Below are 13,782 nucleotides of genomic sequence, written 5' to 3'. Positions count from 1 at the left end.
CTCCATGGATAAGAAGAGACTCAATCGATTGACCTCATCTTATCTGTCAGGCTTGCTGCCTGAAGGAATTGGCACAGTACCGCAAAGCGGCCTGCTGCCGAGGCTTCAAAGGGCCATTCCCTCCACCTCTCTTGATAAGAAAACGATGAAATTGTACTGCGGGGGCAAACAAAAAACCTCTTCCGCAATAAGAAGAGGCAGTGATCCGCGTAACGAATTCTATGCTCTTCTTATCTGCCAGGCTGTTATGCCTGCTGGATTTGGCACAGTACCGCAGGCGGTCTGCTGCCGAGGTTTCAAAGGGCCATTCCCTCCACCTCTCTTGATAAGAACTGCGAAACTTCATTCAATTTTAATTATCCAAACTTTACCTCATGTGTGAACGGATGTCAACAGGAAATTCCCCAAAAAACGGTCGCCGAAAAAAAAGGGTGTTAAAAGGGTGTTTATGGACAGGAAGTTACGGCTTCAGAACCACCTTGATACAGCCGTCTTTTTTCTCATCAAACACTTCGTATCCGTGGGCTGCTTCGGTGAGAGGAAGACGGTGGGTGATGATCTCCCTCGGGTCGAATGCACCGGCTTTTATTTTTCTGTAGAGCTCCGGAATGAAGTGAATGACCGGAGCCTGCCCCATTTTCAGTGTAATGTTTCTGGCAAAGAAATCTCCGAGGGGAAACATGTTGTAGCGGGTGCCGTACACCCCAACCATACTCACTGTCCCACCTTTTCTGACACACTGGCTGGCAAGCTGGACCGGGCCCATCGTTCCTCCCTGGAGCTTCAGGGCCGATTCCACCATTTCAAAAGCTGATTTTTTCCCGTCCATCCCGACACAGTCAATGACCGCATCGGCCCCGCCTTTTAACATCTCTTTCAAGTGGGTGCCGAGGGCATTTTCCTCGGTGAAATCAAATGTTTCCACTTTGTTCGTTCTCCGGGCGTGCTCGAGCCGGTACTGAATGTAATCAACAGCGATCACACGCTCTGCCCCTTTCATCCAGGCAAATTTCTGGGTTAATAGACCGACCGGACCGCATCCGAGCACGATTACCGTATCGCCCTTTTTTACGCCTGCCTGCTCCACTCCCCACCATGCTGTCGGGATGATATCAGACAGAAACAGCAGCTGCTCGTCCTCCATTTCGCAGTCCTCCGGTACTTTAAACGGTACAAAATTACCATAGGGAACCCGAAGCAGCTCAGCCTGACCGCCTGCATAGCCGCCGAACGTATCGGAATAGCCGAAGTACGCTCCAGCCTCTCCATGGGGATTGGCATTGTCACACTGGCTTTCCAGCTGGTTTTTGCAGAAAAAACAGTCTCCGCAGGCGATGTTGAACGGAATAATCACCCGGTCGCCTTTTTTTACTGCTGTCACTTCCGGTCCCGTTTCCTCCACGATTCCCATCGGCTCGTGACCGATAATATAGTCCTTGTGAAAATTCGGCATCATACCGTGCACGAGATGAAGATCAGACCCGCAGATTGCCGTGCTCGTAATCCGGACAAGAATATCATCCTTCTTTTCAATCCGGGGTGCCGGCATGTCCTTGACCTTGACTTTTTTCATTCCCTGATACGTAACTGCCTTCATGTTTAGTGTCTCCTTTTATGAATAGCGGCCGTGATCCGGCACCGCCACTTCCTGAAAATGTTCGGTCAGTCTTTCCAGCCCTTCGCGGAGATTCGTTCCTCCCGCAGCCGGTCCGTGACCAGTGATGGCCACGCTTGGACCGAGATCCCTCAGGGCTTTGACTGAGGTATAGGCTTTTACCCAGTCGGTTGTAAAATACCGGGGCGGACCACTGATTTTTTTATGCTGAATCAGCACTTCGTACAGGGAATCCTGGCGCACGGTCACGAACGCATCCCCGGCAAGGAGAAGCCCATCCGCCTCCCTGTAAAAGGACACATGGCCTTCCGTGTGACCCGGTGTGTGGATCCATTTAAACTTCCTGAGCCCGGGAACCTCTCCATTCTCCGGCAGCGGACGAAGAGCCCCTGTAATATCAACGGCTTCGTTCGGAAAAAAGCCCGAAACCTTGGCAATTAACCCACCTTCAACGGACGGATCAGGTTCGGGATAATCCCGTTCTCCAGAAAGATAGGGGAGCTCGAGAGGATGAGCATAGACCGGGACTTCCGGCCACTCAATCAGGAGATCGACGATGCTTCCCACGTGATCAAAGTGGCCGTGCGTGAGAAGAATGCACTCGGGCGGACTGCTTCCGAAGTTTTCTTCTATTACCTTAAAAAGACGGTCCTTTGAACGGGGCATGCCTGCATCCACAAGCACATAACCGTTTTCCGTTCTGACAAAAATGACATTTACAATCTGGTTCACGAAGTAGCTGACATCCGGTCTCACTTCGGTATAATCACCGCTTTTAACGGATACAGCCGGGATAAAGCCGTAATCCCCGCCGTAGTGCATCTCTACGTTCAATGCCGCTCACTCCTTTTTCTTTTTCTATCCTTCACTGTTTCAGGAGAAATATGTTCAGTTGTATGCCCAAAATCAAAAAAGAACAGATCCTCAATCAGATCTGTTCATCCTCTGAAAACGTATAGGTGACCCCTGCCGAGCTGGCCGTGATTGTTTCTCCCAGAATTTCAGTCCGGGTATCCTCCGTAAACAGAATTTCGTAAACCTGCTCCGGAATATTCTCTTCACCGGCATCTGTGCCAATAAAGCCGGAACCTTCCAGAACAAGCTTGGTATCAGACACATACCCGTCCACGTAGTGACCGCTCCGGTTCTGAACCGACACATCGTGAAGCTGCATGTGCACCGTATCTGTATCCTGCTCCGATCCTGTCCCCGTTGCAAGATCCGTTTTACTGATGATAATCGGCTCTCCTTTATGGTCCTGAAGCCAGCTGTACAATTCATTCATCCTCATCATCCTCCCTGCCCCTAATTTTTCCCGGGTTTGAAATTTCCATTCGTAAATACCTGCTCATAACGCCAACGAAATGGAATAATATGTTACCCTTAAGGCAGGAAAATGAAACGGTTGAAAGGAGGCTGAGTATGAAATTCGGCATGCGTAAACCGAGTATCAAGCGTTCCCTTAAGGCGAGAACGACCGGCCGGGCCAAACGTGCGGTGAAAAAAGCGGCGGTCCCCGCCTACGGCAAAAAAGGAGCCGGCTGGGTGAAAAATCCGAAAAAAGCCGCTTACAACAAAGTGTACAGGAAAACATCGTTCAGTATTTTTGATTTGTTTAAGCGGTTTAAGTAATCGTTAGATATGTCAGGAAACTCAAATACGAAAAGGAGACCGGCTGATGAGACAGGAATGGAAGCAGCTTATGAAGCTTAAAGGAAAATCACTGGTTGAACTTGCAGGCAGCCGTTTTGTAATGGTTCGAGATAAAGGAGAAAACGCCATGCGCATTCAATGTCCGGAACCATTCATACACTGGGCAGTTTTTTCAGAAGACACCGGAGAAGCGGCTGAAAGAGGTTTCTGGCGGTTAAACTTTACTGAAAATCAATTCGGTGAAGATATTCTGCTGCTGCACGAGCAGGGTACACCGGAACCGCTGAACTACATTTATAATCTTGACGATCTTAAAAAGATTGACAGCCACATAGCACAAAAACATGTGTATGTTATGGAGACAAGCTATTCTTTTTCATTTTCGGTTATAAAAGAGATCAGCGGCTATGGTTTTTTCAATCAGAACGAGGCGTTATTGTACACACTTCTAATTGAGACTAAGGATGAATTCCTGCTGATTGAATCCTGCCCTGCAGCGCTTGATATAAAGATAACGGAACATCCTCCCTCACTCCCTAATCATCCCGCACCGCTTACCTCTTTATTTACAACAAACTAACACAAATAGTTTTATGATTGTGTTTGCCTTATTTTTTTCTCACAAACGCCGCCTGAAGCAGGGTTTTCATCATGGAGTCTGCTTCACTGTGGTGCCGGACCTGTTCGATAAGCGGAAAATCAGCCGGTGAAACCTGCACTGCAGCCAGAGGTTTGACAGGCTCCTCACTCACCCATTCGTCTCTGATACCACCGGGTCTGAAGGTATCCTTCGGCAGAAAATAGATCATGCCGTCTGTCCAGCAGTCCTTCAGCTGGTCGCGGTTGACAGAGAAATAATAGTACCGCCTGATCCCTCTTTTTCCGGGCACCGTAAGGCACAGGTTGCGAAGGGATCCCGTATAGCCCGCTCTTTTCTTCACAGCAAAAAATAATGACCAGACCCCGTCGGTTGAGGCAAAAACGGCCGAGACCGGCTTACCCGTGAACAGGGTACTGTCCCGCGGCTCAAACTCTCTTATTGTGCTGCTGTTCGATCCGTGCACCACCACGTTCTTCTGCTCAAGCACGTAGTTGAGAAACCGGTATAGAGGCACTTCACTCTGATAGGTAAAGTGCTCTCCGTTTACGCCTGCGATGTGAGCTTCGTATATTTGTTCAAATTCTTTCAATTCCCCGGTTGTCAGGTTCAGTTCGGGGATTTTCTCCAGTTTCAGTCGATCCAGAATGAAGCGTTTGAGAGTATTTGCTGGTTGCTTCAAGGTCTTCAGCCCCTGCTATTTTTTATTAATGATTGATCAATCAATCGTAGATTATCCTCTTTAAGAAGATTATCGTTTTGGCCCGAAAACCTGCAATGCATAAGGGACAAGCTGTTCCCACATTCTGCTGTCCGGTTCATCAATCAGGTTCAGCCTTAACCCCAAAAGAAGACTTGTGTAGATTGTGGCTACATTTTCCGGATCCTGCTCGTGGAGAACACCCTTCTCCTGCCCTGCCTCCACAAGCCTCATTACTTTGGTTCGAAGCCGTTCCTGAAACTCATCAAGTTCCTTGAATGTCTCAGGAAACTTGCGGTAGTGTGTGAGGACTCGTGTTACCAGTATTAAAAATTCATTCATGCTGGCATAAACCCTGATATGTTTGGCTACCATGGTTTCCAGTTCGGCAAGGACATCATCCTCTTCAGGGTCGATTTCGTCTACGAGCCTTTCAAACTCTTTTAAGGGTTCGGTAACTGCACTGTGAAAAAGAGCTTCTTTGTTTTTAAAATAAGTAAAAACACTGCCGAAACTCACATCGGCAGCTTCCGCTATTTTTTTCACAGGCGTTCCTTCATAACCGTACTCAGCGAATAATGTCGCAGCTGCAATCAAGATCTGTCTTCTTTTGCGCTGCATTTTCTGTGTTTGTGCGTCTGATAATGGCATTTTATACCTCCTCTTTCAATAATGATTGATCGATCAATCGTATGTATAATTGCTTCCCGCCCCTTCTAATTGATTCTACCACACACTATTCCACACAAAAAAGAGAACTCCTTCTCGAAAAACAGGGACGGTTCTCGCGTTGCATTTGCAATGCGAGAACCGTCCCCACTTATTAAAGTTTGTAAACGGCGGCCTCGAACGGCTTTAGTTCAAAGCTGTTTATGTCTCGGCCGGCGTCGTCATCGTAGTTTCCGATCAGTTTCTCGGCGCCTTTTACCCGAAGTTCTTTTGGAAGTTCAAACTTAGCAGGCTCCCCTGTCATGTTTGTCACCACGAGGGCTTTTTCCCCGTCAAGGGTGCGTGTGTAGACATAGATCTGCTGGTCGTCCTCGAGCAGCACGTCGTAGTTGCCATAGATCAGGACATCGTGCTCCCGGCGCAGGCGGATCATATTATAATAGTAGGAATAGATCGAATCCGGGTCGTTCTGCTGGGAAGCTACGTTGATATCCTTATAGTTTGGATTCACTTTCAGCCACGGCGTGCCTGTACTAAAGCCACCGTTCGCCTCGGCTGTCCACTGCATTGGTGTGCGGGAATTGTCGCGGCCTCGGCTCCAGATCACTTCCATGATTTCCTCGTGTGTTTTGCCCTCTTCTGTTTCGTTTTTGTACAGGTTGTGGGCGTCCACATCGTCGTAGTCTTCGATCGAATCAAACTGCACATTCGTCATGCCGATTTCCTGCCCCTGATAAATGAACGGCGTACCCTGCATGAAGAAATACATCGTGGCCAGCGCTTTCGCCGACTCCTTCCAGTACTTTTCGTCATCACCGAGGGTGGAAGTAGACCGGGGAATGTCGTGATTCTCAAGGAACAGGGCGTTCCATCCGGTTCCTTCAAGACCCTTCTGCCAGCGGGTAAACGAATCCTTAAACGCTTCCAGGTCGAAGCCGCCGTCTTCTTCGTGATCCTTGTTCCATAGACTAAGAGACTCGAACTGGAAGATCATGTTGAATTTGCCCTCTTCCTCGCCAACCCACAGGTGAGCGTCGTCGGTCGTTACCCCGTTCGCTTCTCCGACAGTCATTACGTCGTATTTGTCGAGGGTTTCCGCCTTGAACTCATTGAGGAATTCCTGGATGCCTTCCTGGTTCATATGCCGGTCAAAGGAGGACACGTACTTTTTTTCCTTCGGATTTGGCATATCCGGAAAGCCCGGTGCTTTTTTAATGTGGGAAATGGCGTCCACGCGGAAGCCGTCGATTCCTTTATCGAGCCACCAGTTGACCATGTCGTAAAGGTCCCTGCGGACGTCCGGATTTTCCCAGTTCAGATCGGGCTGCCCTTTTGCAAAGATGTGCATGTAGTACTGACCGGTTTTCTCGTCAAACTCCCATGCAGAACCGCCGAAGATACTTTCCCAGTTATTCGGCTCGGACCCGTCTTCTTTCGCATCGGCCCAGATGTAGTAATCCCGCTTCGGATTTTCCCTGCTCGAACGTGACTCCACGAACCATTCGTGCTCGGCGGATGTATGATTGATCACAAGATCCATAATAACTTTCAGCCCGCGCTTGTGAGCTTCAGCGAGCAGTTTGTCAAAGTCGGCCATCGTTCCGAACTCGTCCATGATCTCCTGATAATCCGAGATGTCGTAGCCGTTGTCTTCGTTGGGTGATTTATAAATCGGAGAGATCCAGATGACCTCGATTCCGAGGTCTTTCAGGTAATCGAGTTTGGACATAATTCCCTTGAGATCACCGATTCCGTCCCCGTTGCTGTCCATGAAACTCCGCGGATAGACCTGATATACAACCGCTTCTTTCCACCATTTTTGTTCCATAATAAACCTCCGTATCCTGCTGAGCTGATATATGTGTGCAAACTTAGCGTGTAATTTGTGAAACCGTTTGCACATATTATAACAGGCTTTAGGCGGGAATGGTAGATGCTTTTGTAATTTGGGGACGGTTCTCACTTGGCATGCCAAGTGAGAACCGTCCCCATTTTGCATTAGGCGTTTTTCTGATGGCTGCTTTTGTGAGTCTCTGCTCCTCTGACGTTATTGATCCACGCTCTGTCCTGGGTCATCATTTTGATTGCAGCGTAGATGGTGAGGAACTGAATTGCAATAATCGGCAGCCCCATAAGCCCGGAAACGACTTCGAGCGGTGCGAGCCCCCCGATTCTCATTAAAACAAGGGCAACGGCAGCGATAATCGCGGCTACCAGAATTCTGAGCAGGCGGGATGGTTCGTGCTTGCTCATGTCTTTCGTGCTCGTGTACGCTGCAATTGTATAGGTGGTTGAGTCAAGCGTTGTGGTGAGGAAAATCATAGCCACAATCGCAAATACAGTGATGGCCAGTGTCGACCACGGCAGTGAAGCGAGAATCTCGGGAATGGCTGCCATCTCGTCCTGATTCTGTACGAGATCCAGGACCGGCACGTCTCCTGTAAGATGACGGTGTACCCCGAGTCCCCCAAGGACACCGGTTGCAAGCCACGACAGCATCGTCGGTGCGAGCAGGTAGGTCAGAATCATCTCTTTTATTGTCCGGCCCTGGGAGATTTTTGCTGCAAAAATACTGTGCAGCATTGCCCACGTGGCACTGTAGGCAAACCAGAATACGGTGTTGCTCTGCATATGGGATGCCTGCTCCATGGCAAGAGAATCCGTGTAAAGGGATATATTCACGTAGTTTGTAGTGAGGCTTGCAACACTTTCGGTAAAATAATCAAGAATAAAAACACCAGGACCGGCGGCCATTACGAAAATGGCGAAGCCTCCGGCCAAATACATGTTGAATGTACTAAGCCTCTTAATCCCTCTGTCGATACCCACATAGGCACTGATCGAAAACAGCACCACCCAGAGAATGGTAATGGCAAACGTGAGCCCGAAGGTCACTTCGATATTGAACAGATGAGACAGGTTGTACGTTACAATTGGCGTACCAAGCCCTAGCGTTACGGCGGCACCGGAGAGAATGCTGATGAGAAAAATTATATCAAGAAACTTGCCGCCGGCACCGTCGGTAAAACGGTCGCCGAATATGCACCGGCACGCTTCTGAAATCCGCATAAGCGGCCGTTTTCTTACGTGAAGAATATAGCCCATCGCCGGGGCTGCCATGACGAATATGGCAAACACCTGAAAGCTCCACATGAACATGCTGTAGGCGTTGCCGATCAGCAGGGCATCTGTGGAACCGGCTTCCATCCCGAACGGCGGATCGTTGGCAACCGACGTCCACTCCAGCATCCCGGTGCGCATGATCGTTGAGCCGACGCCCATGGCGATGAGGATTGATGCGTATTCAAACAGCGTGAAGCGGGGCTTTTCATTCGGGTCCCCCAGCACAACCTGTCCGAACTTTGAAAATGAAAGATAGAGCCCGGCAGCAAGCAGAATGATCGCATACCATATGTAGCCCCAGCTGAACACGTCTACAATAATATTGAATGTTCCCTCCAGCACTGTGAGGGCCCTCTCTTCATAAAGGGAAAAAGGAACACTAATTGCGATAATCACCAGCAGTGACGGCACAAAAATCCGGTAATCAATCAGTCGGCCCTTATCCCTGTTCTTCGTCTCCAATGTGAAACCCTCCTTTATCAAATATCCATATAAATACCAGCCTCCTTTCCTTTTCCTGTTATATGGAATTTAAAACATACGACACATGCACAACGGGGACGGATCTCACGCTGCATAATTTTGCAGCGTGAGATCCGTCCCTGGTTACTTTTGGAGGGTGAGAGCCTTCAAGGCTGCGAGAAATCCTGCGGCCGAGAGTACATGGCGGAAGTGATTCAGAAACATCCACTGCTCAAGAATCTGATCCACTTCCTGCTGGGAAATTCCGGCGGTCCCCATGAGGCCAGCCATCGTCGGGATAAAATAGGAAAAGGTAAAAATCCGCTCCAATAAGACGATCAGCACGGCACCTATAAACCATTTTCGGCGTGGGCCCCTCGTTTTCCACGCGGCAAAGGCATTGGCCATCGTCAGCAGTGTCAGAGGCACCGTTGTTACATAGACCCAGAATGCCAGCCCCGTATTGGTCCACGAGGCAGGATCAGTCCCAGGGTATTCCGGAACCACCAGAGCACTTTCATACAGACCTGCTCCCACTCCAATGCCAAGATTAATGACGAACAGCCACAAAAGCACTTCTTTGAAATTGATTTTCTTCATACTAAAAAACTCCCTGTCTTTTTTCAGCCGGCTGTGCGGCTGTTATATTCATCGTAAAGAAAGACGCCGTCTTCCGTAACGCACCAGGGAGGTAATGTCATCTAAGCCTTAAGGGCATGTTAATTGGGGAAGGTTCCTTCGCTGCATTACCCTGAAATGCAGAGCCGGAACCGTCCCCGCTTTTCATTTTTTTTAGTATTACTTTTGGCGGCAACAGTATATAATGTTGCTTAAAGGAGTGTGAGGATCTTGGGAGATGTTCCCCTGAGTTTGATCGTTATTTTTATTCTGCTTTTACTGCTTTCTGCGTTTTTTTCCTCATCTGAAACGGCTTTTTCCAGTGCCAACCGCATCCGGCTGAAGTCAATGAGTGATGAAGGAAACAGAGGAGCCGCAAAGGCATACGCCATTACCGAAAAGTTTGATGAGGCTCTGTCTACGATTCTGATCGGAAACAACCTGGTAAACATTGCTGCGGCCACGATTTCCGCACAGCTGGCTACCCAGATTTTCGGCCCGAACCTTGGAGTGTTTATCAGCACATTTGTGGTTACGCTTCTTGTGCTTGTTTTCGGTGAAATTCTGCCGAAGTCTTTTGCCAAAGAGTATGCCGAGACATTTTCCTCCCGCATTGCAGGCATCCTGCTCTTTTTAATCCGTATCATTTATCCTGTAAACTGGCTGTTTATCCAGCTCAAAAAAGGCGTGTCATCGCTGATTACCAAAAACGATGCCGGCCCTTCGGTGACGGAGGAAGAACTGAAAATGATGGTGGAGATCAGCGAACAGGAAGGTGTCATTGGCGAGGATGAGAAAGAACTGGTGCACCGTTCCTTTGAGTTTAACGACATCGTGGTGCAGGACGTGTACCGCCCCCGGACCCAGATGGTGGCGCTGAACGTAACGGACTGTCCTGAAAAAATAAAAGAGGTGTTCTTTAAGGAACGCTTCTCACGTATACCGATTTATGAAGATTCAATTGATAATATTGTCGGGACCCTGTCGGAGCGGGATTTTTTCACTGCTTATATACAGGAGAACGTGAATATAAGGGAGCTTTTAAGAGAGCCCATTTTTGTAATGGAATCAATGAAAATCAACGCTCTCCTGCCGCAGCTTCAGAAAGAAAAGACCCATATGGCCATCGTCATTGACGAGTACGGCGGCACGGCCGGCCTGATTACGCTTGAGGACATTCTCGAGGAACTTGTCGGGGAAATATATGACGAGCATGACAAAGATGTGAAGATGTTCAAACAGCTTGATGCTTCCAGTTATCTGTTTCACGCGGATTATCCGCTCGATGATTTTGTTCGTTTTACAAGGGTGGAGCTGCCCGATACGATGTACCACACGATTGGCGGATGGCTGTCCGAAGAATTCCAGCGCGTACCTCTGGAAGGGGAGGAACTCTCCTACGAACACCTGAGACTGAAAATTCATGATGCAAGCGAGCGACGGGTTCAGTCCGTCACTGTGACAACCGACCTGAAGCTGGCCGCAGACATGTAATGATAATAAAAGGACTGGCCAACGCGGCCAGTCCTTTTTGTTAAGTGGGGACGGTTCCCGCTTTGCATTTTGTGAAAATGTGAAGTGAGAACCGTCCCCATTCTACATTCGTTATGGTATGATTTAATGGAATTTACAATATTTTCTTAAAAATGAATAAGAAAGGAATTTCAACGAATGTATAAACAATTTTTTCTGTTCATTGGGGCCGTTATGCTGCTTTTCCTTCATTTCCCCTCCTCTGGATTCGCTCTGTCGGATGAGACGGATGAATTTATGTACCACGCCATGGAAACTTATCATATTCCCGGAGCATCACTGGCGATTGTCCGCGACGGTGAGCTGGATTATATAAACACCTGGGGTGAGATGAGCGACGGGCGTGCCGTCACACCTGCGTCATCTTTTATCATCGGTTCCATCAGTAAGCCGATCACATCATTCGGGATCATGCAGCTGATCGATAGTGGCGATCTTTTTCTGGACGAACCGGTGGATACCTACCTGCCCTCCTTTGAATATGCAAGCCCCAATGATCAATTGATCACGATCCGCCACCTGCTTGAGCATACGAGCGGGATTACTGCGCATCAGAGTTTTTCCATTACGGACCAGGAAACGTTTACGGGAGACAGTGCCATACGCGAGGCGGCAGGGCAGTTAAACGGCCTGGAACTTGCCGCTGCACCGGGAGAAACATACGATTACGCTTCGGCCAACTACCTTTTACTCGGTGCGGTAATTGAGGAAGTGACCGGTCAGCCGTTCGCTGATTACATGGCTGAACAGATCTTTACTCCCCTTGGTATGACGCAGACGTCTGCCAATTATGAAGAGGCTTTAAACGCGGGCTATGTTCCGGGCTATGAATCGTGGCTGGGCCAGCCTGTGAAAAGCAGCGGGCTCTACGACCATTCCGGCGCTCCTTACGGCTATATGACGGCTAGTGCGGAAGACCTGGCGAAACTCCTGGGCTTTCTCGTAAATGGCGGGGACCTGCTGTCCGATGAAATGCACGAGATTTACACCTCTGCTCCTGAGGAAGGCGGCCGTTACGGGTTCGGCTGGCGTTTCACCAACCCTTTTGATGATCAGCATTACGCCTGGCATACTGGTGCGTCGCCCGATTACCGGTCTGAAATTTTCTTTGATCCGTCACAGAACAGCGGCGCCGTGCTTCTTATCAACAAAAACCACCAGCTCGAAGCGGAAGCTTATCTGTCCATGATGGAAGGCATCCGTCACATTATGAACGGAGACGAACCACCGACACTGCCGGCAGTATCCTATGTAACCCAATGGACAATCGCCGCAGCGCTGCTCGGTTCCCTTGTGGCCGGAACCGTTTCGTTAATCCTTATTTACCGAAAAATTATCATTAATCGCACATTATGGGCGGTCACAGGAGGGCTCGGGATGGCAATCGGTGCCGGTTTGATCCCACTGTTCAGCCTGATGCTCGGCACACCATGGCGGACCATCCGCCTCTTCACACCTGATGTCGCATTTTTCGTGCAGGGAGTCACCGCTGTTCTTGTGGTCTGGGGAGTGCTGACCATTCTGATCCTGACAGTGAAGCGCAAAAAAACAGCCGCCACAAAGGAGATGCTAAGCGGGGACGGTACCCGCTTGGCATGATTAATTCTCTTAAAAGGTGCTAGGCTTAAATTTCAGCTACAGATCATGCTAAGTAAAAACCGTCCCCCTTTACTACCTCTTTACTACTTTTGTTTGTACGATCAGGTCGTAGAGGGTCTGCTTCTTTCGGGTGAAGATGGCAGTCAGGATGTAAGCAAACATGAGCGCGTAAATGGTGCCCCCGAGAATATAGTAGACGATTGGCACTGATGTGTCTTCCAGGTACATAAGTCTGTAAACGAGAAAGTGGGACAGCTCCCACGGAAGAAATTTTAGGGCGGTTCTGACTATCGCTCGAAAGACTGACACAGGTTCTCCAGCCTCTGTTACTGTTCGAATCTCCACTGCTCTTTTACCAAACGTCTGCCCGCCCATCGCTGAATCACCAACGATGAAGTAAACGGAAACGGGCATTGTAACAAGCAAAAAGCCGGCTAATTGCGCAGTGGCTGGCGAGCCTGTAAATACGTACTGAATCTGCGGGTAAAGAAAAACGCTGGTGACAAGGAGCAGCAATAGGTAAATAATAATGATTGAGTAATCAATCATAAATGCTTTAAATCGAATAATGAGGGATGCGCTCATGTACTGTCCTCCTTCCGGCTCGTTCGACGGCTTTAGATATCTGCTCCACACTTCGACTACGTCAGTCAGAACCCCTTCATATTACACAAAAAAACAGACCTGACCACGACACAGCCAGATCTGTCTTTTACCTCAGCCACACATCCCAGAAGAAAATACCAATAATAATCACCTGGATGATAAACTTAGCCACTGTGCTGCTTAAGAAGGCAAACACTGTCCCCGTTCCAATTTTCATCGCAGAGCGGGCATTTTTTGTCTGCATGTACTCTGTGAGCACAACGAGAATAAATGGGACAACGATAATACCGAACGGCGGGATCACAAACACGCCGACGATGATCCCTATGATCGCCATGCGGCCGCCCCACTTCGATCCTCCCGTTTTGGTCACAAAAACATAGTTGGCAATAAAATCAGCCACGAATACGAAAACCGTAAGCACAATCAGGCTGAGCCACGTCCACATGCCGAGCCCGTCCATCACGAAATGATACGTCAGATAGCCGAGCCAGATCATGAGAATTCCCGGAATGACCGGGTAAATGAGGCCGACAAAGCTCAGTACGAAAAAGGCAATAATGATGATCCACATTAAAATATCCATAATAACTCCTTACAGGCAGT

General features: G+C 48.9%; 14 protein-coding genes and 2 riboswitches. Of the genes, 4 read left to right on the top strand and 10 right to left on the bottom strand.

Annotated features, from left to right (window positions below; genetic code table 11):
* Window positions 1–36: 36 nt before the first annotated feature.
* Window positions 37–141: riboswitch (SAM riboswitch) on the bottom strand.
* An 86-nt stretch (window positions 142–227) separates the two neighbouring features.
* Window positions 228–332: riboswitch (SAM riboswitch) on the bottom strand.
* Window positions 333–460: 128 nt separating this feature from the next.
* The 3 genes from CR205_RS11895 to CR205_RS11885 all read right to left on the bottom strand — a co-directional run bounded on the left by CR205_RS11895 (window position 461) and on the right by CR205_RS11885 (window position 2,900).
* Window positions 461–1,597, bottom strand: coding sequence for a zinc-dependent alcohol dehydrogenase (locus CR205_RS11895; protein WP_110520086.1), 1,137 nt, complete (start codon window positions 1,595–1,597; stop codon window positions 461–463).
* Between the two features lie 15 nt (window positions 1,598–1,612).
* Window positions 1,613–2,449, bottom strand: a complete 837-nt coding sequence (locus CR205_RS11890) for an MBL fold metallo-hydrolase (protein ID WP_236634785.1) — start codon at window positions 2,447–2,449, stop codon at window positions 1,613–1,615.
* Window positions 2,450–2,543: 94 nt separating this feature from the next.
* Window positions 2,544–2,900: a hypothetical protein gene (locus CR205_RS11885; RefSeq protein ID WP_110520084.1), complete on the bottom strand. Its 357-nt coding sequence runs from the start codon at window positions 2,898–2,900 to the stop codon at window positions 2,544–2,546.
* 137 nt (window positions 2,901–3,037) lie between these two features.
* On the opposite strand from CR205_RS11885, the gene CR205_RS11880 reads away from it, so the two are divergent.
* Together CR205_RS11880 and CR205_RS11875 are read left to right on the top strand one after the other, a co-directional pair.
* Window positions 3,038–3,247 (top strand): hypothetical protein, encoded by a 210-nt coding sequence (locus tag CR205_RS11880; RefSeq protein WP_110520082.1) that lies wholly within the window; start codon window positions 3,038–3,040, stop codon window positions 3,245–3,247.
* Window positions 3,248–3,293: 46 nt separating this feature from the next.
* Window positions 3,294–3,848 carry a hypothetical protein gene (locus CR205_RS11875; protein WP_110520080.1) on the top strand — a complete coding sequence of 185 codons (555 nt, stop codon included), beginning with the start codon at window positions 3,294–3,296 and terminating at the stop codon, window positions 3,846–3,848.
* A gap of 28 nt (window positions 3,849–3,876) precedes the next feature.
* Here the strand turns inward: CR205_RS11875 and CR205_RS11870 are convergent, their stop codons facing one another.
* The 5 genes from CR205_RS11870 to CR205_RS11850 all read right to left on the bottom strand — a co-directional run bounded on the left by CR205_RS11870 (window position 3,877) and on the right by CR205_RS11850 (window position 9,420).
* Window positions 3,877–4,548, bottom strand: coding sequence for a hypothetical protein (locus CR205_RS11870; RefSeq protein ID WP_110520078.1), 672 nt, complete (start codon window positions 4,546–4,548; stop codon window positions 3,877–3,879).
* A gap of 69 nt (window positions 4,549–4,617) precedes the next feature.
* Window positions 4,618–5,217 carry a TetR/AcrR family transcriptional regulator gene (locus tag CR205_RS11865; protein ID WP_110520076.1) on the bottom strand — a complete coding sequence of 200 codons (600 nt, stop codon included), beginning with the start codon at window positions 5,215–5,217 and terminating at the stop codon, window positions 4,618–4,620.
* 172 nt (window positions 5,218–5,389) lie between these two features.
* Complete coding sequence (locus CR205_RS11860; RefSeq protein ID WP_110520075.1) at window positions 5,390–7,063, bottom strand: glycoside hydrolase family 13 protein; 1,674 nt, start codon at window positions 7,061–7,063, stop codon at window positions 5,390–5,392.
* A 170-nt stretch (window positions 7,064–7,233) separates the two neighbouring features.
* Window positions 7,234–8,820, bottom strand: coding sequence for a BCCT family transporter (locus CR205_RS11855; protein WP_236634784.1), 1,587 nt, complete (start codon window positions 8,818–8,820; stop codon window positions 7,234–7,236).
* Window positions 8,821–8,964: 144 nt separating this feature from the next.
* Complete coding sequence (locus CR205_RS11850; RefSeq protein ID WP_110520073.1) at window positions 8,965–9,420, bottom strand: DUF1772 domain-containing protein; 456 nt, start codon at window positions 9,418–9,420, stop codon at window positions 8,965–8,967.
* A gap of 249 nt (window positions 9,421–9,669) precedes the next feature.
* On the opposite strand from CR205_RS11850, the gene CR205_RS11845 reads away from it, so the two are divergent.
* Together CR205_RS11845 and CR205_RS11840 are read left to right on the top strand one after the other, a co-directional pair.
* Window positions 9,670–10,932, top strand: a complete 1,263-nt coding sequence (locus CR205_RS11845; RefSeq protein ID WP_110520071.1) for a hemolysin family protein — start codon at window positions 9,670–9,672, stop codon at window positions 10,930–10,932.
* A gap of 177 nt (window positions 10,933–11,109) precedes the next feature.
* Complete coding sequence (locus CR205_RS11840) at window positions 11,110–12,570, top strand: serine hydrolase domain-containing protein (RefSeq protein WP_110520069.1); 1,461 nt, start codon at window positions 11,110–11,112, stop codon at window positions 12,568–12,570.
* 72 nt (window positions 12,571–12,642) lie between these two features.
* On the opposite strand, the gene CR205_RS11835 is transcribed toward CR205_RS11840, so the two are convergent.
* A complete protein-coding gene (locus CR205_RS11835; RefSeq protein ID WP_110520067.1) occupies window positions 12,643–13,155 on the bottom strand; it encodes an RDD family protein in 513 nt (170 codons plus the stop codon).
* Between the two features lie 127 nt (window positions 13,156–13,282).
* A complete protein-coding gene (locus CR205_RS11830) occupies window positions 13,283–13,762 on the bottom strand; it encodes a DUF456 domain-containing protein (RefSeq protein WP_110520065.1) in 480 nt (159 codons plus the stop codon).
* Window positions 13,763–13,782 lie beyond the last annotated feature (20 nt).

The organism is Alteribacter lacisalsi (assembly GCF_003226345.1).
GTDB lineage: Bacteria > Bacillota > Bacilli > Bacillales > Salisediminibacteriaceae > Alteribacter > Alteribacter lacisalsi.
This window is presented reverse-complemented; position numbering and strand designations above follow the sequence as displayed.

Bases quoted from the DNA above. Each gene is read 5' to 3' on its own strand.
- CR205_RS11895 (WP_110520086.1), bottom strand. From the start codon at position 1,597: ATGAAGGCAGTTACGTATCAGGGAATGAAAAAAGTCAAGGTCAAGGAC.
- CR205_RS11885 (WP_110520084.1), bottom strand. From the start codon at position 2,900: ATGAATGAATTGTACAGCTGGCTTCAGGACCATAAAGGAGAGCCGATT.
- CR205_RS11880 (WP_110520082.1), top strand. From the start codon at position 3,038: ATGAAATTCGGCATGCGTAAACCGAGTATCAAGCGTTCCCTTAAGGCG.
- CR205_RS11875 (WP_110520080.1), top strand. From the start codon at position 3,294: ATGAGACAGGAATGGAAGCAGCTTATGAAGCTTAAAGGAAAATCACTG.
- CR205_RS11865 (WP_110520076.1), bottom strand. From the start codon at position 5,217: ATGCCATTATCAGACGCACAAACACAGAAAATGCAGCGCAAAAGAAGA.
- CR205_RS11860 (WP_110520075.1), bottom strand. From the start codon at position 7,063: ATGGAACAAAAATGGTGGAAAGAAGCGGTTGTATATCAGGTCTATCCG.
- CR205_RS11850 (WP_110520073.1), bottom strand. From the start codon at position 9,420: ATGAAGAAAATCAATTTCAAAGAAGTGCTTTTGTGGCTGTTCGTCATT.
- CR205_RS11840 (WP_110520069.1), top strand. From the start codon at position 11,110: ATGTATAAACAATTTTTTCTGTTCATTGGGGCCGTTATGCTGCTTTTC.
- CR205_RS11835 (WP_110520067.1), bottom strand. From the start codon at position 13,155: ATGAGCGCATCCCTCATTATTCGATTTAAAGCATTTATGATTGATTAC.
- CR205_RS11830 (WP_110520065.1), bottom strand. From the start codon at position 13,762: ATGGATATTTTAATGTGGATCATCATTATTGCCTTTTTCGTACTGAGC.